The sequence below is a fragment of the uncultured Psychromonas sp. genome (genome assembly GCF_947489755.1).
Classification (GTDB): Bacteria; Pseudomonadota; Gammaproteobacteria; order Enterobacterales; family Psychromonadaceae; genus Psychromonas.
Genome location: NZ_CANLFB010000010.1, coordinates 16,423 through 39,271 on the forward strand (window position 1 = coordinate 16,423; position 22,849 = coordinate 39,271).

Annotated in this window: 27 protein-coding genes; all 27 read right to left on the reverse strand. The window is 37.7% G+C overall.

Going from position 1 to position 22,849, the window contains the following annotated elements; all coding sequences use genetic code 11:
- Positions 1-19: 19 nt before the first annotated feature.
- The 27 genes from ccmE to Q0794_RS07525 all read right to left on the reverse strand — a co-directional run bounded on the left by ccmE (position 20) and on the right by Q0794_RS07525 (position 22,845).
- A complete protein-coding gene (gene ccmE, locus Q0794_RS07395) occupies positions 20-496 on the reverse strand; it encodes a cytochrome c maturation protein CcmE (RefSeq protein WP_298941097.1) in 477 nt (158 codons plus the stop codon).
- A complete protein-coding gene (gene ccmD / locus Q0794_RS07400) occupies positions 493-699 on the reverse strand; it encodes a heme exporter protein CcmD (RefSeq protein ID WP_298941098.1) in 207 nt (68 codons plus the stop codon). Before ccmD ends, ccmE begins: the two co-directional genes overlap by 4 nt.
- Position 700: 1 nt before the next feature.
- Positions 701-1,459 carry a heme ABC transporter permease gene (locus Q0794_RS07405; RefSeq protein WP_298941099.1) on the reverse strand — a complete coding sequence of 253 codons (759 nt, stop codon included), beginning with the start codon at positions 1,457-1,459 and terminating at the stop codon, positions 701-703.
- A 55-nt stretch (positions 1,460-1,514) separates the two neighbouring features.
- Positions 1,515-2,183, reverse strand: coding sequence for a heme exporter protein CcmB (ccmB, locus tag Q0794_RS07410; protein WP_298941100.1), 669 nt, complete (start codon positions 2,181-2,183; stop codon positions 1,515-1,517).
- Entirely contained in the window at positions 2,176-2,814 is a 639-nt protein-coding gene (ccmA, locus tag Q0794_RS07415; protein WP_298941101.1) for a cytochrome c biogenesis heme-transporting ATPase CcmA, read from the reverse strand. The genes ccmB and ccmA overlap by 8 nt, the downstream gene beginning before the upstream one ends.
- A 207-nt stretch (positions 2,815-3,021) precedes the next feature.
- Positions 3,022-3,414, reverse strand: a complete 393-nt coding sequence (locus Q0794_RS07420) for a DUF2802 domain-containing protein (RefSeq protein ID WP_298941102.1) — start codon at positions 3,412-3,414, stop codon at positions 3,022-3,024.
- A gap of 30 nt (positions 3,415-3,444) precedes the next feature.
- On the reverse strand, positions 3,445-3,933 hold the full coding sequence (locus Q0794_RS07425; RefSeq protein WP_298941103.1) for a chemotaxis protein CheW: 489 nt from the start codon (positions 3,931-3,933) through the stop codon (positions 3,445-3,447).
- A 44-nt stretch (positions 3,934-3,977) separates the two neighbouring features.
- Positions 3,978-4,640 (reverse strand): chemotaxis protein CheW, encoded by a 663-nt coding sequence (locus Q0794_RS07430; protein WP_298941104.1) that lies wholly within the window; start codon positions 4,638-4,640, stop codon positions 3,978-3,980.
- The gene (locus tag Q0794_RS07435) at positions 4,641-5,414 is read right to left on the reverse strand and encodes a ParA family protein (RefSeq protein ID WP_298941105.1); all 774 of its coding nucleotides are present in this window, start codon (positions 5,412-5,414) and stop codon (positions 4,641-4,643) included.
- Positions 5,415-5,416: 2 nt separating this feature from the next.
- Positions 5,417-6,382, reverse strand: coding sequence for a flagellar motor protein MotB (locus tag Q0794_RS07440; protein WP_298941106.1), 966 nt, complete (start codon positions 6,380-6,382; stop codon positions 5,417-5,419).
- Positions 6,382-7,134, reverse strand: a complete 753-nt coding sequence (locus Q0794_RS07445; protein ID WP_298941107.1) for a flagellar motor protein — start codon at positions 7,132-7,134, stop codon at positions 6,382-6,384. Before Q0794_RS07445 ends, Q0794_RS07440 begins: the two co-directional genes overlap by 1 nt.
- On the reverse strand, positions 7,127-8,254 hold the full coding sequence (locus Q0794_RS07450; RefSeq protein WP_298941108.1) for a chemotaxis response regulator protein-glutamate methylesterase: 1,128 nt from the start codon (positions 8,252-8,254) through the stop codon (positions 7,127-7,129). Before Q0794_RS07450 ends, Q0794_RS07445 begins: the two co-directional genes overlap by 8 nt.
- A 10-nt stretch (positions 8,255-8,264) precedes the next feature.
- A complete protein-coding gene (locus Q0794_RS07455; protein ID WP_298941109.1) occupies positions 8,265-10,604 on the reverse strand; it encodes a chemotaxis protein CheA in 2,340 nt (779 codons plus the stop codon).
- Between the two features lie 12 nt (positions 10,605-10,616).
- On the reverse strand, positions 10,617-11,378 hold the full coding sequence (locus tag Q0794_RS07460; protein WP_298941110.1) for a protein phosphatase CheZ: 762 nt from the start codon (positions 11,376-11,378) through the stop codon (positions 10,617-10,619).
- Between the two features lie 15 nt (positions 11,379-11,393).
- Positions 11,394-11,777 carry a chemotaxis response regulator CheY gene (gene cheY, locus Q0794_RS07465; protein WP_025564980.1) on the reverse strand — a complete coding sequence of 128 codons (384 nt, stop codon included), beginning with the start codon at positions 11,775-11,777 and terminating at the stop codon, positions 11,394-11,396.
- A 143-nt stretch (positions 11,778-11,920) separates the two neighbouring features.
- Entirely contained in the window at positions 11,921-12,631 is a 711-nt protein-coding gene (locus tag Q0794_RS07470) for an RNA polymerase sigma factor FliA (protein WP_298941111.1), read from the reverse strand.
- 27 nt (positions 12,632-12,658) lie between these two features.
- Positions 12,659-13,528 carry a MinD/ParA family protein gene (locus Q0794_RS07475; RefSeq protein ID WP_025564982.1) on the reverse strand — a complete coding sequence of 290 codons (870 nt, stop codon included), beginning with the start codon at positions 13,526-13,528 and terminating at the stop codon, positions 12,659-12,661.
- A gap of 59 nt (positions 13,529-13,587) precedes the next feature.
- Positions 13,588-15,042: a flagellar biosynthesis protein FlhF gene (flhF, locus tag Q0794_RS07480; RefSeq protein WP_298941112.1), complete on the reverse strand. Its 1,455-nt coding sequence runs from the start codon at positions 15,040-15,042 to the stop codon at positions 13,588-13,590.
- A 12-nt stretch (positions 15,043-15,054) separates the two neighbouring features.
- Positions 15,055-17,151: a flagellar biosynthesis protein FlhA gene (flhA, locus tag Q0794_RS07485; RefSeq protein WP_298941187.1), complete on the reverse strand. Its 2,097-nt coding sequence runs from the start codon at positions 17,149-17,151 to the stop codon at positions 15,055-15,057.
- Between the two features lie 240 nt (positions 17,152-17,391).
- Positions 17,392-18,531 (reverse strand): flagellar biosynthesis protein FlhB, encoded by a 1,140-nt coding sequence (gene flhB / locus Q0794_RS07490; protein ID WP_298941113.1) that lies wholly within the window; start codon positions 18,529-18,531, stop codon positions 17,392-17,394.
- Between the two features lie 41 nt (positions 18,532-18,572).
- Positions 18,573-19,364, reverse strand: coding sequence for a flagellar biosynthetic protein FliR (fliR, locus tag Q0794_RS07495; protein ID WP_298941114.1), 792 nt, complete (start codon positions 19,362-19,364; stop codon positions 18,573-18,575).
- Positions 19,364-19,633, reverse strand: coding sequence for a flagellar biosynthesis protein FliQ (gene fliQ / locus Q0794_RS07500; protein WP_298941115.1), 270 nt, complete (start codon positions 19,631-19,633; stop codon positions 19,364-19,366). Before fliQ ends, fliR begins: the two co-directional genes overlap by 1 nt.
- A gap of 8 nt (positions 19,634-19,641) precedes the next feature.
- Positions 19,642-20,385, reverse strand: coding sequence for a flagellar type III secretion system pore protein FliP (gene fliP, locus Q0794_RS07505; protein WP_298941116.1), 744 nt, complete (start codon positions 20,383-20,385; stop codon positions 19,642-19,644).
- The gene (gene fliO / locus Q0794_RS07510) at positions 20,378-20,818 is read right to left on the reverse strand and encodes a flagellar biosynthetic protein FliO (protein WP_298941117.1); all 441 of its coding nucleotides are present in this window, start codon (positions 20,816-20,818) and stop codon (positions 20,378-20,380) included. Before fliO ends, fliP begins: the two co-directional genes overlap by 8 nt.
- Positions 20,815-21,207 carry a flagellar motor switch protein FliN gene (fliN, locus tag Q0794_RS07515; protein WP_298941118.1) on the reverse strand — a complete coding sequence of 131 codons (393 nt, stop codon included), beginning with the start codon at positions 21,205-21,207 and terminating at the stop codon, positions 20,815-20,817. Before fliN ends, fliO begins: the two co-directional genes overlap by 4 nt.
- An 80-nt stretch (positions 21,208-21,287) precedes the next feature.
- Positions 21,288-22,310 (reverse strand): flagellar motor switch protein FliM, encoded by a 1,023-nt coding sequence (gene fliM / locus Q0794_RS07520; protein WP_298941119.1) that lies wholly within the window; start codon positions 22,308-22,310, stop codon positions 21,288-21,290.
- Positions 22,311-22,326: 16 nt separating this feature from the next.
- Positions 22,327-22,845 (reverse strand): flagellar basal body-associated FliL family protein, encoded by a 519-nt coding sequence (locus tag Q0794_RS07525; protein WP_298941120.1) that lies wholly within the window; start codon positions 22,843-22,845, stop codon positions 22,327-22,329.
- Positions 22,846-22,849: the final 4 nt, after the last annotated feature.

The window sequence follows — 22,849 nt, forward strand, 5'->3', positions numbered from 1 at the left end:
GAATTAAGTTTTATTAGCTTTATTTTGCTAATTCACTTTCCGTTTTTAAATGTTCCATACCTTTCAGTGCATCAGCGACTTCTGGCGGCATATATTCTTCATCATGTTTAGCAAGTACTTCAAATGCATCAACAGAGTTTGTTGATTTTAAAACACCTTGCGCCACTATTCCCTGACCTTCACGAAATAAATCTGGCAAGATACCATCGAAGTAGACCGTGACTTGCCCTGCTTTATTGTCTATTAAATCAAAACTAACTTTAAGACTTTCAGGGTCTCGTTGAACAGAGCCATTTAAAACCATCCCACCAATACGTAAACGTTGGCCAATTTCAGGTTTAGCACCCGTTTCATTTTTACCATTAAGAATTTCATTAGGGGTGTAAAACAAATCAATATTTTGTTGCAAAGCATATAACGTTAACCCGATGGCTAATGACAATCCCGCAATTAATGAAGAAGTGATTAATAAGCGTTTTTTACGTCTTGGATTCATAAAATGTCTTCTCTATTTTCGGCTGCTTTAATACGTTGCTCACGTTGTATGCGTTGTTCAACCTGATGAAATATTTTTTTACGTTTAAATACACTATTGGTAATAAGCAAAATAATACTCAATAGTGACACACCATAAGATAACCATACATAAAAACTATAACCGCCCATGGCGATAAAGTCTGACAATGATGTAAATGCCATATTAACCTCTCTTATTGTTTTTTAAGGATTGCTTCACTAAAGCAATGACCCAAGGACGATGACTTTCTCGTTGTAATATTTCATTACGAAAACGATATAAAATCATAAAACCTAAGAAACTCGCAAAACTCACAATCATAATCAATAAAGGAATAAGCATTTCAGTCGCCATTGAAGGCTGATCAAACTTAGTGATGGTTGCGCCTTGATGTAAGGTATTCCACCAAACGACTGAAAAATGAATAATGGGTAAATTAATTACACCAACTAACGTTAAGATAGAAGCAGCACGCCCAGCCAAAATTTTATCTGAAAATGCATTGTATAAAGCAATAATACCTAAATAAACAAATAATAAAATCAACTCAGAGGTCAGTCTCGCATCCCAAACCCACCAAGCTCCCCACATTGGTTTGCCCCAAGCTGCACCGGTAAACAAAGCAATAAATGTATAAACAGCACCAATAGGAGCAGTGGCTGCAACGGTCATTTCAGCTAAACGAATTTGCCACACTAAACCAATAAAAGCAGCAATGGCCATTGTAGAATATGCCCCCATTGCCATCATGGCAGCAGGGACATGTATATAGATAATACGAAAACTATCACCTTGCTGGTAATCAGCAGGTGCGAACGCGAGGCCCCATATAATGCCAACAAAAAACGTCGGTACCGCAATGACTAAAAACCAAGGCATTAATTTCCCAGATAACGCATAGCTTTTCTCAGCTTTTGCATAAGGATGTAACCATTTCCACATAATTGTTTCTCTATCTATGTCTTTATTTTCAATAAGTAAGAATAACTAAAACGAATTAACTCACGCTAACTCGTAAAGATGCTGCAATGGCAAAAGGCGCTAACGTAATAGCACCGACTAACATTGCACCCAATAACGCCAATAAACCAAGGTAAGGTTGTCCAAATGAAGCCGCATCAATCGCCATGGTTGAAAAAATCAAAATCGGAATACTCAGTGGCAACATGATCAAGCTTAATAATACACCGCCCTTTCGTAATCCAATTGTTAACGCAACACCAATAGCCCCTAATAAACTTAATATAGGGGTGCCAATCAATAGTGTTAAAAATAGCGCCCAAAATGTATTTTCTTCAAGTGATAAGAAAATCGCTAACAAAGGAGAAACTAATAAAATAGGTAGCCCTGTTAACAGCCAATGCGTAAATACTTTGGCGCACACTAACCACGTTAATGAGTGAGGTGCGAGCATCATTTGCTCTAGTGACCCATCGATATAATCATCTTTAAATAAACGTTCAAAAGAGAGTAAGGCAGCTAACAATGCGGCTACCCATATAATGCCAGGAGCGATACGCGCTAATAAGGCAGGATCTGTCCCTATTCCTAAAGGAAATAGCGTCACAACAATAACAAAAAACCAAATTGGATTTAAGATATCGCTTTGTTGACGAAATGCCCCTAATAAATCTTTACGGACAATTTGCCCAAAAGCATCAAACATATTGCTCTCCAATAGTTGGCTTTTGTAGCATAAGTTTTTTATAGAATTCAGCAGGAAGTGATAAATCTTGATGGGTGGTTAATATGATCATTCCACCTTTGTGGGCATGTTTAATTAACAAGTTCTCAATGACTTTAACGCCGCTTTTATCGATGGCCGTAAAGGGTTCATCCAAAATCCATAAAGGACAATCACTAAACCACATTCTTGCTAAAGCAACGCGTCTCTGTTGCCCTGCAGAAAGTTGTGCTGTGGGGACATTTTCATAACCAACAAGCCCCACTAAAGTTAAAATATCCCAAAGATCTAACTCAACAGTAGGATTATATAAACGATGAAAGAATTGCAGATTTTCAAGTGCCGTCAACTCAGGTTTTACGCCTGACTTGTGACCAAGATAAAGCATATTTTGATAATAAGATTCACGATCTGACATTATGTTTTGTTGCTGCCAGTAAATATCGCCAGCATAAGGAGAGGATAAACCAACAAGTAAGCGGAATAAACTGGTTTTGCCAATGCCATTAGGCCCCTCGACATGCAAAATTTCACCCGGGGAAAGTGCAAAGTTTAGATTATTGAACAAAACTCGCTCTTCACGTACACAAGTTAAGTTTTTGCACTCAAGCATTCAGACTTACCTTCACCAATAAATAACACACAACAAAGTAGAATCGTCATATTATGCCATTTAATGTCATAAAATGTGAGCGGATCCTAACATAGAAAAAGCTTATGAGTAACTATCAGGAAGAGACAACAGATAAAATCAAATACAAAGATCACAATAGTTTGTTTAATCTCAAGTTCTGTTGTCTTATTTATCTTCAGAGAATGGTTATTTTCGGTGTAAATTCAGTAATAACTCTGCTTCTGCACGTGGCAACTCACATTCAGTCATCAGCTCTTCAATACTTGCACCTAACTCAACCATTTTAGTGGCACGAGTATAAAGTCTATTTTCAGGCGCCGAAGCCACTAAATTAACTTGATTCTCTTGTGTTTTTTTCACTTCAGCATCTAATTGCTGTAGTTTTTTACCAATACCCACTGCACCTGAATGGATTTCAGTAAATTGTTTTTTAGTTGTCTCTTGTTGCATCAATAATGATTTAATTAATACTTCAAGACTATGACTTTTTTTATTAACTTTATTTAATAATATGAGTGTAATAACAAAAAAAACAATGGCTAGCACTAATGCTAACCAGGAAATATATTCAATAAACATGTACGACTCGATACGAATAGTAAAAACAAATTACAATAGATTTAGTTCATCCCATTCGTCGTCGCTTAATAATTTGTTTAAATCGACTAAAATTAACAAACCATCATCACGATTACAGACACCTTGAATAAACTGTGAACTTTCTTCTGTACCAACATGAGGTGCTGGTTCAATTTCTGATTTTTTCAAATAAACTACTTCTGCAACACTGTCGACTAAAATACCAATCACTTGTTTTTCAGACTCAATGATAACAATACGGCTGTTATCAGTAATATCAGCAGGCATTAAGCCAAAACGAGTACGTGTATCAATAACGGTAACAACATTACCACGTAAATTAATAATACCTAACACATAGTCCGGCGCACCAGGTACTGCTGCAATTTCACTGTAGCGTAAAATTTCTTGTACTTGCATGACATTAATGCCGTAAGTTTCATTATCTAATAAAAAAGTAACGCGCTGTAATATTTCATCATTAGCAGTTTTATTGGCTAAGTTAGTTTCTCTATTCATTTTATCTCTACTTAAATTATTGGTTATTTTAAATTCAGGCTATATTAGCCGCGAATGTCCATTCCTTGGTCTAATAGCTTCACGAGTTCTTTTGCATGGATCAACGCACACATTTTTTGTTTAACCATTCCTGCTAGCCATGGTCGAGATCCTTTCTTATCACGCCATCTAATTTGATCTTTACTGAGATTTTCAGTGCCTAGTAGCTTCTCACAAGACAAGCCCCAAGCAGTATCACCTAATAGTATGAAATGAGTATAGTTCAAATCAGTCGCATTACGACCAAGTTGCAACCATGATGAAGTATCTACAATATTATATAGCCGTTCATTGTGACTCATTACCCCACGAAACCATGAAGGTTTACCCATTAAAAAATTAAGCGAATCACCTAAATGATAAATACCACCTAAATCAGTTAATGGTATTGCAAAGGTAATATGGTTAAGTTCAAAGAACAATACTTGAAATTGATCTGCAACAATTAAGTTTTCCCACTCATCATCTTGACTAACAGTTTCAGCTTCTGGTGCTTGTTGAACCTTTATCGTTGGACTAGCAAAAACCAACTGTTCAGATAGTGCATCAGGCTCTGCAAATTCAGACTGGCTATCAGCGATAGCATCTTCATCCACTGTTTTTTGGTCATCACTACGCAACATGGAGTCAAAATAGTTTTTCATTGCGTCATTGTTATTGTTTTTCATTTAATTGTGCTCAGTTTGTAGCAAATAATTTAATAATGTTTCATAGGCAAACGAACCTCTAGAGCTCTTTATATAAAGAGAAATCGGTAAGTGAGCTAAGCTTGCATCCCTGAATTTAGTATCAATGGGAATAACACCATTCCACACCTTGCCTCTATATGTACTTTTTAATTCTTCTAGCGTATTAATTGACGCTCTAGTGCGTTTATCAAACATAGTAGGAATGATGCAATAATTAAAGTCATCGCCTCTTGAATGTTGCATTATTCCAAGTGTTTGTACCATTCTTTGTAAGCCTTTAGACGCTAAGAACTCTGTTTGTACTGGAATTAAAATGCGCTCACAAGCGGCTAATGCATTAACCATCATGACACCTAATACCGGTGGGCAATCGATTAATACAAAATCATAATCATCTTTTACTAATTTTAGTTGTTTGTGTAAAAATAACCCCATACCTTCTTGATTTCCTAACACACGATCTAACGTCGCTAAAGACATCGAAGCTGGAATTAATGACAAGTTATTGATTTCAGTAGGCAGTATCACTTGATCTAACTCTGCTTTAGTTGTCGCAGGATCTTGAAATAAATCATATAAACTAACGGGCAACTGGTCTGAATCATATTGCAGATAACTCGTTAAAGACGCATGCGGATCTGTATCAATGAGTAAAACACGAAAACCTCTATCAACTAGAAGACCTGCGATTGAAATAACCGTTGTGGTTTTTCCAACCCCCCCTTTTTGATTTGAAATAGTCCAAATTTTCATCGTCACTCCTGCCTTGTTGTAATGATGATTCGACCATCGGGGTGATATATTTCGCGTATTTCATCACTATCAGGCTTTGGCATACGCGGTATTTTCTGTGTTTCTGTTTTGCTATCTGATTTTACTTTAGTAATGTCATTCGGTTGTTGAGCTTTAAACACCGCAAATTTAGAGATAGCAATAACAACACGTCGACTTTTTAACTTATCTTCTTTACCGTCGCTATTTAATACTGGTTGAAACTTTCCATAGCCCTCTATCACCATTCGCTCTCCCGCTATCCCTCGCTCATTAAAAGCATGTAGTACACTAATTGCGCGTAATGCAGATAGCTCCCAATTGGATTTATATATTTCATTAGCAACGGTATCTACATCGGTATAGCCACGTAACCTAATCATATTATTAACTGGTTTTAATACGTCTGCAATCTGATCTATTTGGTATTTTGCACCATTTAATAAAGTATGACTTTCACCTGCAAACAATAAAGGTCCACTCATTTTAATGGTTAGCCAATCGCCGTCTAAATCGACGCTAAAAGCACCTGTTTCCAACTCAGTTCGTAATGCCGATTTTAAGGATAATTGTATTTCCTCTAATGACTTTCCAGTGTAGCTTTGCTCAGGGTCGGATAATTTTTCACTTTCTAACTCACTGACATATCCTAAATTATAGCTATCGCCATCGCTTATTAATGCAGGGCCAGTATCATCTTTAATGTCATTACTGCGCTTAGTTAATATACCTTTGGCATCTGAACCACTATTATTAGCTTGGACAAACTGACTGGCACTTTGAATTACTTCAATGACTTCTTGGTACTTTTCTTCATTGTTCAATGACACCGCATAAAGCACCACAAACAAAGCAAACATCAAGGTCATATAATCCGCATAAGAAACTGTCCAACGATGGACATGGTTATTATGCGGCTTCTGAGCATGAAGACGGTTATAGATTGGCATCAATACACCGCTCTAGATAAATACCCATTTAGACGACGCTCTAATAATAAACTATTTTCACCATGTGCAATGGCGATAATACCTATCATAGACATCTCTTCAAACAACGCTTGGTGTTGATAATTTAAACGTATTTTATTGGCGACAGGTAGAAAAATAAAATTAGCAAAAGCAACACCATATATTGTTGCTACAAAGGCAATGGCAATACCTTGCCCTAATAACTCAGGTTGATCTAAAAACGCCATTGCTTGAATTAAGCCTAATACGGCACCAATAATTCCAATAGTAGGACTATATCCTCCCATCGCGTCAAACACTTGTGCACTACGTTCATTTTTATCTATTTCGAGTTCGATTTCTTGCTGTAGAATTTCTTGTAAAACAACAGGATCACATCCATCTACCAGCATCAATAATGACTTTTCGGTAAAACTGTCTAAATTATCTCTATTTTCTTTTTCTAGACTTAGCAAGCCATCTTGGCGAGAAATAACAGACCACCGTTTAATCAATGCTATTTGTTGTGCTAATTGATAACGAGGTTTAGCAAATAAAGTCAATAATTGCTTACAAGCATGGCTAAGCTGTTTACTTGAAGATTGGATTAGAATCGCACCAACAGTACCGCCAAAAACGATTAAAAAGGCAGAGAAATCTAATAAGCCGCTAAGAGGAGCATCGTGGTAAAGCTGTGCAAAAACGATACTCGCAATAATAACAACAAAACCAATCAGGCCGATCTTACTCATGCTTTAGTTCCACTAAAATACGTTTAGCAACTTGATCCAATGCGATAGACTCTGTTGAAATACCTGCTTTGGTTACCGCTTGTGGCATGCCGTAAACGACACAACTTGCTTCATCTTGAGCCCAAATTTCAGAGCCTTTGCTTTTTAGTAAGCGAGCTCCATCACGACCATCAGCCCCCATTCCCGTTAGTATAATAGCCAATACTTTATTCGTATAAGATTTAGCAAGTGACGCAAAGGTAATATCCACACTGGGTTTATAGTTCAATGCTTCATTGCCTTCATGGATCTTTATTTGCCCATTAGCAGCAATTAACATTTGCTTACCACCAGGCGCTAAGTAAGCACAACCAGGTTTTAATATATCGCCTGTTTCAGCTTCTTTTACAGTGATCTTACAATTACTATTTAAACGTTCAGAGAAAGCTTTAGTGAAGGTACCTGGCATATGCTGTACTAACACGATAGGTAATTTAAAGTTATGTGGTAATGCCGTTAAGATTTTTTGTAATGCAACAGGGCCGCCAGTTGATGTGCCGATAGCCAGTACATTGTAGGATTTTCCAGACGCTTTAACACGATGGATAGGTGTCGACTTTGCAATAACACCATTATTTTCATGTTTAGGCAGTACTCTATTCAAAACAGGCTTTAATGTTGCCGAAGGTATGCTAACAGTCGGTTTAGCAAGACCAGATGGTTTTTCAGGTACTCTTTGGACACGTCTTCTCGCAATCATTTGTATACGTTGCTGTAACAAAATAATTGCTTCTTGTTTGTCACGAGCAATGTCTTCAAACTTTTTCGGTAAAAAGTCACACGCACCAGCATCTAATGCATCTAATGTCGCACTCGCACCTTGGTGTGTTAATGATGAAAACATTAAAATAGGGGTCGGTGCTAAATCCATTATTTTTTGAACCGCTGTAATACCGTCCATCACTGGCATTTCAACATCCATGGTGATCACATCAGGCTTATGTTTGACCACCATATCAATGGCTTCTTTACCGTTATTAGCAGTAGCAATCACTTCTAAATAAGGTGATGCATTAATTATTTCGCTAACTCGACGACGAAAAAAATTCGAGTCATCAACCACTAAAACTTTAATCGTCATCTACTTTCCTTTATGCGTAGTGTTTTAATAAACTTGGTAAATCTAAAATTAAAGCAATACCACCATCACTTGTAATAGTCGCGCCAGCCATTCCCGGTGTACCAGAAAGCAATTTATCTAATGCTTTAATAACCACTTCTTCTTGTCCGAGTAGACCATCAACAACAAAACCTACTTGTTGTGTACCAAGTTGGACAATAACAACATGTCCTTTGCCTTTACCTTTGTCGGTTAAAGGCGAATGAGGTGCTAACCATTCTCTTAAATAAAATAATGGAATAGCATGGTCACGAATAACAACGGTTAATTGACCATTAACAATATTGGTTTTAGCCAAATCAAAATGAAATATTTCGTTTACATTAGTTAACGGTAATGCGAATGTTTGCTTAGCAACAACAATCATCAACGTCGGTAAAATAGCTAATGTTAACGGCACTTTAATTTCTAATCGAGTACCTTTACCAATCGCAGAATCAATCGAAATGGTGCCATTTAATTTAGTAATGCTGGTTTTTACAACATCCATTCCAACGCCACGACCTGAAATATCAGAAATTTCAACCTTGGTGGAAAAACCCGGAGCAAAGATTAATGAGTAGGCTTCAGTATCAGTCATGCGATCAGCCCCATCTTGATCTAAAATACCTTTATTAATTGCTATTTGTTTTAATTTATCAGCATCCATTCCTGCGCCATCATCTTCAATGACTAACAAAATATGGTCTCCCTCTTGGGCTGCTGATAGTAAAACACGGCCTTGTTTTTCTTTCCCAGATTGCATTCGAATCTGTGGCATTTCGATACCATGATCTACCGAGTTACGCACTAAATGCACTAATGGATCGGCTAATGCTTCCACTAAGTTTTTATCTAAATCTGTTTCTTCGCCGACTAACTCTAAACGAATATCTTTACCAAGTTGGCGAGCTAAATCCCTGACAACACGCGGAAACTTGCCAAATACTTTCTTGATAGGCTGCATACGAGTCTTCATCACAGAACCTTGTAAATCACTTGTTACAATAGCTAAATTAGCAACTGCACGAGAAATTTCTTCATTGTCTGAAGTCGATTCTAAACTGACTAAACGATTGCGTACCAATACCAGTTCACCAACCATATTCATGATCTCATCAAGTGTACTCGTATCAACTCTGACCGTTTGTTCGGCTTGATTCACTTTATTAGGTGGATTTTTTGTGGTGGTCGCAGGCGTTGTTTTTGCTACTGGATTAGCATGTTGTTTAATAGGCTCAGCTTGAGGTTTAACTGTTTGATTATGATTAACGTTAGCAGTACTTGCAGAAGCACTTGAATTCAGTATTTTATCTTGAGTTACTTCTGGAGTAATTTTTCCTACACCATGCAATTCATCTAATAAAGACTCAAATTCGTCATCGGTAATATCATCTGAAGCACTTTTATTTGTAGACGGAGCTCTACTATGCGCACCTTTACCATGCAGATCATCTAGTAAACTTTCAAATTCATCATCGGTAATGTCATCACTAGCAACGGTCTCAACTACATCCTCAACAGGCGTTGTCGTTGCGCCAGATAGTGAATGTTTTCCAACGCCATGTAAGTCATCTAATAGCGACTCAAATTCATCTTCACTGATTTCGTCACTAGCCACTGTATTATCTGGAACAGGTGTTTTTTCGGTTACTGGCACAGAGTGTTTTCCAACGCCATGTAAGTCATCTAATAACGACTCAAATTCATCTTCACTAATTTCATCGCTATCTGTTTCTGCTGCAACGTTTTCAGTGGTAGAAAATTTAGCAGATGATTCAGAACTTGCATGTAACTCATCTAATAATGCGTCAAATTCAAATGCATCAATGTCATCAATCGTTTTAGCGGCTTCTACAACAGGCTCAGAAGTTTGAATAATCTCAGGTTCAGGAGCAACTTCTTGAACAACTGCTTCCTGAATAACTGGCTCATCGATACTAGCGGGTTTACTCAGGCGGTGTAATGCATCTAAAATATGATCCGGTGCTTTTACACCTTGCTCACCATTTTGAACGGCTGAAAATTGCTCATTGATAATATCTAATGCAGCTAAAATAGTATCCATTAATTCAGAGTCGACGAGACGTGCGCCTTGACGTAAACCATCAAAGACATTCTCTGCACCGTGGCAAGTTTCGACAAGTTCATTTAGAGATAAAAAACCTCCTCCGCCTTTCACGGTATGGAAGCCTCGAAAGATTGCATTTAATAACTCGGAATCATTAGGGTTATTTTCTAACTCTACAAGCTGCTCAGATAATAATTCTAAAATTTCTCCCGCTTCGACTAAAAAGTCCTGCAAGATTTCATCATCTATTTCAAATGTCATTCCCGGTTCCCTTTAAAATCCTAAGCTTGAAAGCAAATCATCCACTTCATCTTGTCCATTAACTACATCTACACGAGACTCTGCATCTATAATTGGTCCTTCCGCAACAATCATTTTTGGTTGTTCTTTCTCTTTTTCTTGTCCTACTGAAGCATCTAATTCACTTTGTTTACTGCAGACGGTCAATATCACAACGAGTTTGGATTCAATCTCTTGTACTAGTGCAATGACTCTATTAATGATCTGCCCTGTTATATCTTGGAACTCTTGGGCCATTAATATTTCAGTTAATTTGTCGCGTAACTCTACTGTACTGCCTTTAGAGTAAGTGAAAAACTCATCAATGGAATGACACAATACTTTAAATTCACCGACGTCTAAATTACGTGTCATCAAGCTTTCCCAGCTTGGCATGACTTCATCTAGATCATGAATTAACTTATCAGCAATAGGTAAGCAATGATCAACGGCATCCATGGTGGTATTAGCCGCTTTATCAGTCATCTCGATAACATAATTTAAACGATTTTTAGCGTCAGGTAAGTCATGACCAGCGAGATCCATCAAACGTGTATCATGATTAAAGCTTAATAACGCTTCATGTAATTCACGCGTTAATTCGCCAACTTGTCCAAACAAAAGATGATCTACTGATCCAGAAAAATCAACACTCTCTACAATCTTATTAGCTTCATTAATTTGCTCTGCTTCTAAATGAGCAACTAGCGCTTTAGCTTGAGAAAGTGAGATATGTGGCATAACTTCATTAGCCATACATTACTCCATTAATTAAGCTAAACGCTCAAATATCTTATCTAACTTTTCTTTCAATGTACCCGCTGTAAAAGGTTTAATAATATAACCGTTAACACCAGCTTGAGCAGCTTCAATTATCTGCTCTCGTTTTGCTTCGGCAGTTACCATTAATACAGGTAAATGCTTTAATTTAGGGTCTTTACGGATCTCTTTTAACAGATCAATCCCTTCCATTATCGGCATATTCCAATCGGTTACTACAAACTCAAAATCACCATTTTGTAACATTGGCAAAGCAGTATGACCATCATCTGCTTCTAATGTATTAGTGAAACCTAAGTCCCTTAATAAATTTTTAATTATTCTTCTCATTGTTGAAAAGTCATCAACAATTAGTATTTTCATATTTTTATTCAAAACATTCCCTTAAGGCAAAAGTAGGCCTATTTTATATCTCTGTTATATATAGGTAAAAACTGCAAGAACACATTAATCTTTTACGTTATTCTGTAAACGATTTACAATTGTGTGAGCTATCCCAAACTATTACCTCTTATTGGTTATATTCTATCAGAATTAATTTTAGATTTCAGTCTATGTATTGCTTGACTAAGAATTTGACTAACTCGTGATTCACTGACTTCCAAAATGAGTCCAATTTCTTTTAGATTCATCTCTTCATCGTAATAAAGTGATAGGACCAAAGCCTCTCGCTGCGGTAATTGTTCAATTAACTGTGCGAGTTGTTGGGTAAACTGGTTATCTGCAACGTGGTCAAAAGTACTATCGAATGTTTTACTTGATTGAGCAAACATATCATCAGGGTTTGGTAAGTCTTCATAAGCGATGAGTTTGCCGCAATTAACGTCTTGCAGCATTTTTTGATACTCACTCAGTGAGATTTGTAGATAATTAGCAACATCAATTTCTTTTGCATCTTCGCCGCTTTGCTTTTCAACGGCATCAATAGCACTAGCAATCGTACGGCTATTTTTATGCACTGAACGAGGAACCCAGTCACCTTTTCGCATTTCATCTAACATGGCACCGCGGATACGAATGCCTGCAAACGTTTCAAAACTAGCGCCTTTAGAGGCGTCAAAGTTACGAGCAGCTTCCAATAAACCAATCATGCCGGATTGCACCAAATCATCTACCAATACGCTAGCCGGTAATCGAGCCAACAAATGATAAGCTATCTTTTGTACTAGCTCTAAATGGCGAGTGATCAGGTCTGATGTATCTGTTTGATATCCTTGCACTTTAATCACTTATAAAAACCCTCGCGTTATGAGCACTTATAAAAGCTCTTTGATACTTTCGTCATCATTTAACAATAGTTTTTCAATAAAGAACTCTAAATGGCCACCTGGCTGATGTGGAATAGGCCAATCACAAGCGCGATTAGCTAATGCTTTAAAAGCCAGTGAAGCGGGTGTTTTTGGAAATGCATCCACCACTGTTTTTTGTTTTCTCACAGCTTGACGAACATTGCCATCAAAGGGAATACAGGCGACAAGCTCTAAAGACACATCTAAGAATCGATCTGTCACGCGCGTTAATTTAGTAAATAAATCTTGGCCTTCACGTAAACTGCGCACCATATTAGCTACAATTTTGAAACGATAAACACCGTTTTGTTTGCTAAGAATTTTAATTAATGCATAAGCATCGGTAATTGATGTTGGTTCATCGCAGACCACCATTAAGACATCTTGAGCTGCTTGTGCAAAACTCACGACCATGTTGGAAATACCAGCAGCGGTGTCAATGAGTAGAATATCGATTGGAGTTTGTAATGAGCTAAAAGCTTGGATCAAACCAGCATGTTCAACATCGGTTAACTCAACCATTGATTGAGTACCTGAAGTCGCAGGTATAATCATCACCCCTTCTGGGCCATGCACAATAACTTCATCTAAAGTACATTCACCAGATAAAACATGTGATAAGTTTTTAATAACACGAATACCTAATAACACATCCACATTAGCAAGGCCTAAATCGGCATCAAGTACCATCACTCGCTTACCCATTTTAGCAAGTGATACAGCCATATTAAGAGTAACATTAGTTTTACCGACACCACCTTTACCACCAGTAACCGCAATTACTTTCACTTGGTGATTGGTCATTTTTCTTAAACCGCTTGCTTGATCTGCCATCATCTTACTTACTCATTTTTTAAATTAATTAAACTAATATGGTGTGTATTATAACATCGATATTAATCGTCAGTACTGCTATACCATTGATGTTTGTCTTGTTGTTCTTGGTTATCCATCATTGCTAAAGTACTACTGATTAAATTTTCTACTTTAGCAATTTCAATATCTTCAGGGACACGCTGTCCTGTAGTAATATAACTGATTGGTAATGCATGCTTCATTGTCACACTTAATACTTCACCTAAACCGATGCTTTCATCGATTTTAGTTAAAATACAACCTGATAATGGAATCCGTTTAAAGTGCTGTAATGCTTCCTCAACGACTCGGCGTTGTGCAGTCGAGGGAACCACTAAATAACTTCTAATATGAACACCGCTACTACTCATTAAGGTTTCTAGTTGCTCAGAAAGGCGAACATCTCGTTGTCCCATTCCTGCGGTATCAATTAAGACTAATCGTTTTTCTCTAAATTGATATAAGATTTGTGACAATTCATCAGCATCTTTAGCGACACGTACTGCACATCCCATTATTTTTCCATAAGTGGCTAATTGTTCATGAGCACCAATACGATAAGTGTCAGTGGTAATTAACGCGACTTGTTCTGGACCATATTTAATAGCGAATTGAGCGGCCAGCTTGGCAATGGTGGTGGTTTTTCCTACACCCGTTGGGCCTAATAAAGCAATCGCACCACCTTTTAAGAGTATTTCATTTTTACCAATGGATATTTTGTCTTGTAATAACGCTTGTATGTACTGCTGCACTTCACTTGATGATGCATCTTCAGGAACATAACTTGCTAAATTATCAGCGATTTCATCGGAAAATCCAGCATTGTTTAACCATTTAATGATCATTGCTCTAACGGGTTCTTTACGCTCCATTTCTTGCCACATTAAACCTGATACTTGATGCTCTAACAATTTACGTAAAGAGGCAACTTCCTCACTAATTTTAGCAATATCTTTATTTTCACTACTACGATTTGCTTGCGAAGCATTTTTTAATGTTGAAGTGCGGCGATCAGGACTATGATTCCAACTTTGTTGTTCAGCTAAGGTCGCAGGCTGTGAAGAAGCAAAAGGCTTTGGCCCTTTTTCAGCTTCCTCTTTAAATGAAAAAGCAGGCAGTTCTTCGCGCTTTTTTAAAGCAGATTTTTTATTTTGATGTGCATTCACTTTACCAAAAAATGAATTTAATGACTTAGCAAAGTCTTCACCACTTTCTTTACGATTACTGCGAATACTATTAGGTAACTTTATTTTTGGTGTTTTTTCAGTACTTTTTGAAGACAACTGAACGCTATCTTCCTTGAGTTGAGAGAGTGCATCTAATTTATCTGATTTTGAGTCTGCAGTAGATTGTGATTGGTAATCAACTGCCGCGACAATTTCAATGCCACCCACTACTTTTTTATTAGACATGATCACAGCATCAGGCCCTAAGACCTCTTTAACTTCAACCATTGCTGTACGCATATCTTTTGCAAAAAATCGCTTAATTTTCATTCATTACAACCGTTATTGCCCAATTGAGCTAATGATTTTAATCTGTTTATCATCAGGTATTTCTTGATAAGACAGTATGTGTAAACTCGGTATTGTGTTTTTAACAAATCGAGCTAAGGTACCGCGTAATACACCAGATGTTAATAATACTGCTGGTTGACCTAACAATTCTTGCTGTTGTGACGCTTCAATTAATGAATTCTGAATACGCTCTGCTAATCCGGGTTCGATACCTGCGCCATCTGCTCCACCAGCCTGTATAGACTTGTGCAATATCTGTTCCAATTCTGAGGATAGTGTAATAACAGGGATCTCAGGCTCGTTGCCAACAATTTCTTGAACTATCATGCGTTTTAATGAAATTCGACATGCTGCTGTCAAAACTTCGGCATCCTGACTACGCGGCCCATAATCGACTAACGTCTGAACAATTGAACGGATATCTCTAATCGCTACGTTTTCATTCAATAAGCTTTGTAATACTTTCACCACCGTACTCAATGACAGCACTTCAGGTATTAAACCTTCGACCAATTTAGGGTGTTTTTTAGCGAGCATATCTAATAAGTTTTGAGCTTCTTCATGCCCTAATAATTGCGCGGCATGGTTACTAAGAATTTGACTAAGATGTGTTGCAACCACTGTTGCGGTATCAACAACTGTATAACCTAATGCTTGCGCTTGTTCCCGTTGCGCTTCTTCAATCCATACCGCTTCTAGGCCAAACGCAGGATCGATACCTGTTACGCCATCAATAGGGCCAAAAACTTGCCCAGGATTGATCGCCATATCTTTATCATGATAAATATCAGCATGGCCGCAAGTAACGCCCATCAAAGAAATTGAATAGTTATTCGGTGCCAGGTCTAAGTTATCGCGAATATGAACAGGTGGAATTAAAAACCCCATTTGTTGAGATAGTTTTTTACGTACCCCTTTAATGCGATCCAATAATTGCCCACCCTGTGCTTTATCGACCAAAGGAATGAGTCGATAACCCACTTCTAAACCGATAGTGTCAACACTACGAACATCGTCCCAACCTAACTCTTTAACTTCAGCAGGCCCATCATTTATTGCCCCACCATTATTTTTAATCGCTAATGCTGTTTCTTCTTTGGTTTTGATACGTTTTAACTGCCAATATGCACCACCAGCAGCAATACCACCTAACGTTAAAAAGGCAAGGTGTGGCATGCCTGGTACGATACCCATCACTAATAAAATACCTGCGGTGATCATTAATGCTTTAGGGTCATCAAACATTTGCCCCAGCATACGGTTACCCATATCAGCTTCGGTATTTTCACGCGTAACAGTAATTGCCGCAGCAATAGATAGTAGTAAGGAAGGTATTTGTGCAACTAACCCATCACCAATCGTTAGCAAGGTGTAGATTTCAGCAGCTTGTGACAAAGGTAAATCGTACTGCACCATTCCAATAATAAAACCACCAATGATATTAATGAATAGGATCATGATCCCAGCAATAGCATCACCTTTAACAAACTTACTCGCACCATCCATCGATCCGTAAAAATCAGCTTCCATGGTCACTTCTTGTCGACGTAAACGCGCTTCTTCTTGATTGATTAAGCCTGCGTTCAAATCTGCATCAATAGCCATTTGTTTACCCGGCATTGCATCCAAGGTAAAACGTGCACTTACTTCAGAGATACGTCCAGCACCTTTTGTAACGACCACAAAGTTAATGATCATTAAAATGATGAAAACAATCAAACCAACGGCTAAGTTACCACCAATAACCACCGAACCAAATGCTTCGATAACGTTACCCGCTGCATCTCCACCTTCATGCCCTTCTAACAATACTACTCGAGTTGATGCAACATTTAAGGCGAGACGTAACAGTGTTGCAATTAAAAGAACGGTCGGGAAAGCGGCAAAATCTAATGGGCGCTTTGTATAAATAGACACTAAGAGTACAACTAATGCGAGTGCAATATTAAACGTAAATAAAATATCGAGTAACAGTGTCGGCATAGGTAAAATAACCATACCCAACGCAGCTAACACAATTATTGGCGTGCCTAATCCACCGAGTACAACGGAACGTTTAGACCATAGGGATGTTAAAATACTATTGATAGTGCCACCTAAAAATGAATGTGATGATGTTTACATGTTATCTAGCGATGCTTTTATTTTATCTACTTCAACCCTGGATTTTTAATCGCTATTCAATCTAATCAGTTTAGCTTATTAATATAAAGATAATTACATCGAATTACTAACTACAAAGTAATATTTTAGAAATAACAGTAAAAAATAGGGTTATCCCTCAATACATCTCATCTATATTCAATTAATGCTTATTAATCAAACATATTAGTTAGGGTAAATAAAACCATCAGGTATAGGGATCTCTGTTGGTAATGTTTTAGGACGGCCCGATTTACCTTTTCTAAACTGCTCTAATTGATAGATATAAGCTAATATTTTTGCAATGGCGATAAACAACTCTTCGGGAATATCTTCACCTATTTCCGTTGTATGGTAAACAGCACGGCATAGTTGTGGAGACTGCATCACAGGAATTTCATTCTCACGCCCCACTTCTCGAATCTTGAGCGCCATAAAATCGACACCTTTAGCAACAACATAAGGAGGTCTATCGCCTTCTTTATCATATTTTAATGCGACTGAATAATGAGTTGGATTAGTCACAATAACATCCGCATCAGGCACATCTTGCATCATCGTTCGTTGCGACATTTCATATTGTAATTGACGGATACGTTGTTTAACTTCAGGTTTACCTTCAGAATTACGATACTCATCTTTCACTTCTTGTTTGGTCATTTTCAACTCATCACTGTGCTTATGAATTTGATAAGGGACATCCACTGCCACAATAATTAATAACGACAAACACAATAAAAGAAACATCCAACTCAGCATATCTAAGGCTTCAAATGCACTACCCGGTAGCTGACTTACTGACAGGTGTAATATATGCTCGAACGTCGCGGCTAAAATAGCCCAAGCACCACAAATAACCACAGCTACTTTTAAAATAGATTTTATTAACTCAACCCAAGCTTGCATACCAAACATGCGTTTAAAACCCGCTTTAGGGCTCATACGACTAAACTTAGGCATCATTGCTTTCGTACTAAAAATCATTCCTCCTAATAATGAGCTGCCTAAAATTGAAATAATGAAGAGCATCAGTAAAATCATAAACATGGGCATGCCCAAACCACTAAAGCCATCAACTAACGCATGCCACATTTGTTCAGGCGCATAAATATCAGCACGCTCAAAAGTAAAAGCACGTTTCATCATGATTGATAGTTCGTAAGCAAGGCGGTCACCAAACATAAAAATAGACAGTGCGGCGGCAATTAAAACTGACGCAGTTGCTAATTCTTTAGATCGAGCAACCTGTCCCTTATCCTTGGATTTACGGATTTTGTCGGGTGTGGCTTCCTCGGACTTATCAGTACCGTTCTCATTTTCAGCCATCGATTAGCCTTTTAATGCCGAGTGAGCAAAAAGAAGAGCCATTAGGGTTTTACACAAGGATTATTAAGCACTTCGCACATACTGGTAATCCCTTTGATCCATTGATTTTCAAAATGGAATGGCACATTTAATAACGTAATCCAGAGAACAAATAAACCAAATACCATGCTAATCGAAAACCCTAAACTAAAAATATTTAATTGAGGAGCGGCTTTGGTCATTATCCCAAAAGACAAATTAACCAATAACATCGCCACCATAGAGGCAATAGAAAAAGCGAGTGCAGCATGGAACATAATTGCAAACCAACCAGCGACTTTATAATAGTCTAAAGCGAGTAAACCACTTTCGGAAATGGGTAACGTTTCAAAACTATTAATGATCATTTCAATCATTAATAAGTGCCCGTCTACACCTAAAAATAATAAAGTAACCAACAACACATAGAATTGCCCAACAACGGGAGATGTTTGGCCACTCATAGGATCTGCCATAGAAGCAAAACCTAAACTGGTTTGCATGGCAATAATTTGCCCTGCGATGACAAATGTTTGCACTACAAAAACTGAAATAGTACCAATCGCAACACCAATCAATATTTGTTGCATCACCACGACAAAACTACCGAGTGAGAACAGTTCTATATTATCAGGGGCTGGCGGTAATGAAGGTAAAGCGAGAAGGGTAACACTTAACGCATAAAACAAACGGATCCGAGTAGGTACCGTATTAGAACCAATCGCAACCATGACCATTAACATCGCGGCAATACGGCTGAATGCCCATAAGTAACTGGCCAGAAAGTCTAATATCAGATCAGCCGAAAAAACCATCACCCCACCACTTGTGGGATTTGATTAATCATGGCTATAAAAAACTCCATTAACTTACCAAATCCCCAATGAGCTCCAAAGGCTAATGCAAATAAGGTCATGATTAAACGCGGTAAAAAACTTAATGTTTGTTCATTAATAGAGGTTGCAGCTTGGAAGACAGCAACAACTAACCCAATTAATAAACTCGGGACAATGACCGCTGAGACTAAAATCATCACCAGCCATAAAGCTTGTCTGAAAATATTTACAAAAACTTCCGGTTCCATAAGTACCCTTATAATCCGAAGCTATTAGCTAAACTACCCATCACTAAATTCCAACCATCAACTAATACAAATAGCATTAATTTAAAAGGTAATGAAATAATCATTGGCGATAACATCATCATCCCCATCGCCATTAAAATACTCGCAACAACTAGGTCGATAATCAAAAAAGGAATAAATAACATAAAACCAATTTGAAAGGCTGTTTTTAATTCACTGGTGACAAAAGCAGGTATAAGTACTGTAATAGGCACTTCTTCTGGCGTATCAACTTGAATATTGGCAATTTCCATAAAGGTTTCTAAATCTTTTAGACGCGTTTGCGACAACATAAATTTCATCATCGGCTTTTTACCTTGCTCAAGCGCTTGAACAATGGTCATTTCTTCATTTAGATAAGGTTGTAATGCAGTTTCGTTAATACGGTCAAAAACGGGCGCCATAATAAAAAAAGTAAGAAATAAAGCAATGCCATTAATGACTTGATTTGAAGGAGAGCTTTGTAAACCAAGCGCCTGTCGTAAAATTGACATAACAATCACGATACGTGTGAAAGAGGTCATTAAAATTAACATAGCAGGCAAGAAACTCAGAGCGGTCATGAATGCAAGGACTTGCAAAGTCACACTGTATTCTTGATCGCCAGAAGCACTCGTTGTTACCGTCACGGCGGATAAAGCGCCTGGTTCTGCAATTGCATTAGAGGCAAACAGGAATAAGCCAGTACATAACAAGATGAGCAGTTTATTCATTTTTTTTCTTCCCTGCTTTAGATAATACAGTCGCAAAAGCCGCTGCTAATGACGGTGTACTTTGAACATCAACCTCTGCTTCTTTATCCATGAGAGGTGTTTCTAGTTGGTCTAATAAATTAACAGACTGCTCACTTACGCCTAATAAATACTGCTTACCATGTACTTCAACAATTTGAACACGACTTTTGTTAGTTAATGGTTGCGTTGCAATAATTTTGATGGGATTTTTATTGTTTCCATGGCGCAATAAGTTGCTTTTTTTCATTAAAAACGCAAATAAGAAAATACAAGCAAGTACTAATATTAAAGAACCAAGCATCGTCCCTATTGCTAACTCAGGACGTTCACTTGTTTCTTCAAATGCCATAGCAGGTAAACTCAGTAAACCTAATAGAATCACTTTTATGAATGTAGGAATTATTCGACTCATTTTAATTTTTTGATACGTTCAGTTTGACTGATAACGTCAGTTAAACGAATACCAAACTTATCGTTTACAACGACGACTTCACCATGGGCAATAAGAGTCCCATTGACTAACACATCTAACGGCTCACCAGCAATGCGCTCTAATTCCACTACAGAGCCTTGGTTAAGCTGCAATAAATTACGAATATTAATTTTGCTGCGACCGACTTCCATCGAGATAGTCACGGGGATATCCAATATGCTATCTAAACGCGCTAACTCTTCTTCACTCATTGGTTTTGCAGTATCTTTTAACTCATCAAGATCAATCGTTTTAGCACCTGAATCTGCATCACCAGACTCTTCTAATGCTGCCGCCCAATCATCTGCCATATCTTGCTCTGTGCTCATACTTTAATTCCTATCTATTGGGGTAGCTAATAATTTAGATAACTAGTCATTTCAATAACCAGTCATTTAATAATGTGTAGCTACTTAGTTGTTTCTTTTAAATCTTCTAAATGAATTTGTGTTTTTTGCATTTCAGGACGTTTAATCTTTTCAGTTATTTTTAATGCGTAATTATCACTGGTTTTACCTAGCGTAGCCCTAAAAGAAGGCAGTCCTTCTACGGAAACCAATAAGCTATCCGGTAAATCAATAGGAATAATATCACCCGCTTTAAAGTCCATCATTTCTCGTAGTTTCATTTGCTTTTCAACTAGGCGAGCTTCAATTTCAACTTCAACATCCATTATTTCGTCTTCAAGCGCTTGTGACCAACGTTGATCCGTATCTTCCTTGTCGCTTTGTACACCTGCGTCTAATAATTCTCGAATCGGCTCCAACATTGAATACGGCATGGCGATATGGAAATCACCACCACCACCGTCCAATTCAATATGAAAAGAATTAACCACAATTACTTCTGTTGGACTCACGATGTTAGCCATTGCAGGATTCACTTCAGAATCTAAATATTCGAATTCAGCATCCATGACTGGCGCCCAGGCATTATGATAATCTTCAAATACTATTTTTAATAACATTTGAATAATACGACGCTCTGTTGGCGTAAACTCGCGTCCTTCAATCTTGGCATGATAACGGCCATCACCACCAAAGAAATTTTCAACAAGAATAAACACTAATCGCGCTTCCATGGTAATTAGCGCCGTGCCTTTTAATGGACGAAAACGTACCATATTCAGACTAGTTGGAACGAATAAGGTGTGAACGTACTCTCCAAATTTAAGCATTTGCACACCATTAATAGACACCTCTGCGGTATGGCGTAGCATATTAAATAAACTGATCCGTAAATGCCGAGCAAAACGTTCATTAACCAACTCTAATGTTGGCATACGTCCACGTACAATACGGTCTTGAGATGAAAAGTCGAAATGTGCGTGGGAATCACCCGAGCTCATTTCATTATTTTCAATCATATCTTCATCAACGTCATCAACACCATGCAATAGCGCGTCAATTTCCTCTTGAGATAATAAATCCATGCTTAACCCTTATCGATTACTGTAAAACAAAACCGGTAAATAATACCGTATGGATAAGTGCACGATTTTCAACCATTGTGGTTGCTTTATTAAGTGCTTCAAGAGCCGTTTCTCGTAATTCATTTTTACCTTGTGGGCTGCGTAATTGCTCTGCTGAAGCTTCGCCAAAAACACTCACTAATGTACTTTCTAATAAAGGAATATGTTTTCTAACCAATGTTTCGCTCGCTTTATCCACAACCATCAATTGCACTTTAATTTGCGCTGTTCTATCTCGATTACCTTCTAATACATTAAAAACTAAAGGTCTTGGCATAGGCACATAATTAGCTGACACTTTCGGAGTTTCAGCAATAGCCTCTTCGCTCATTTGCGCAGTATTTTCATTTGCAGGGTCTCCGCTAAAAAAAACAAAAAAGACAGCAGCACCAATAATTGAAAGAGTAAGCACGGCAGCCGCGATAATAATGATCAGCTTCTTTTTTCCTGCTGGTTTAGGATTAGTTCCATCTAGTGATTCATTTTCTTCAGGCATTTCA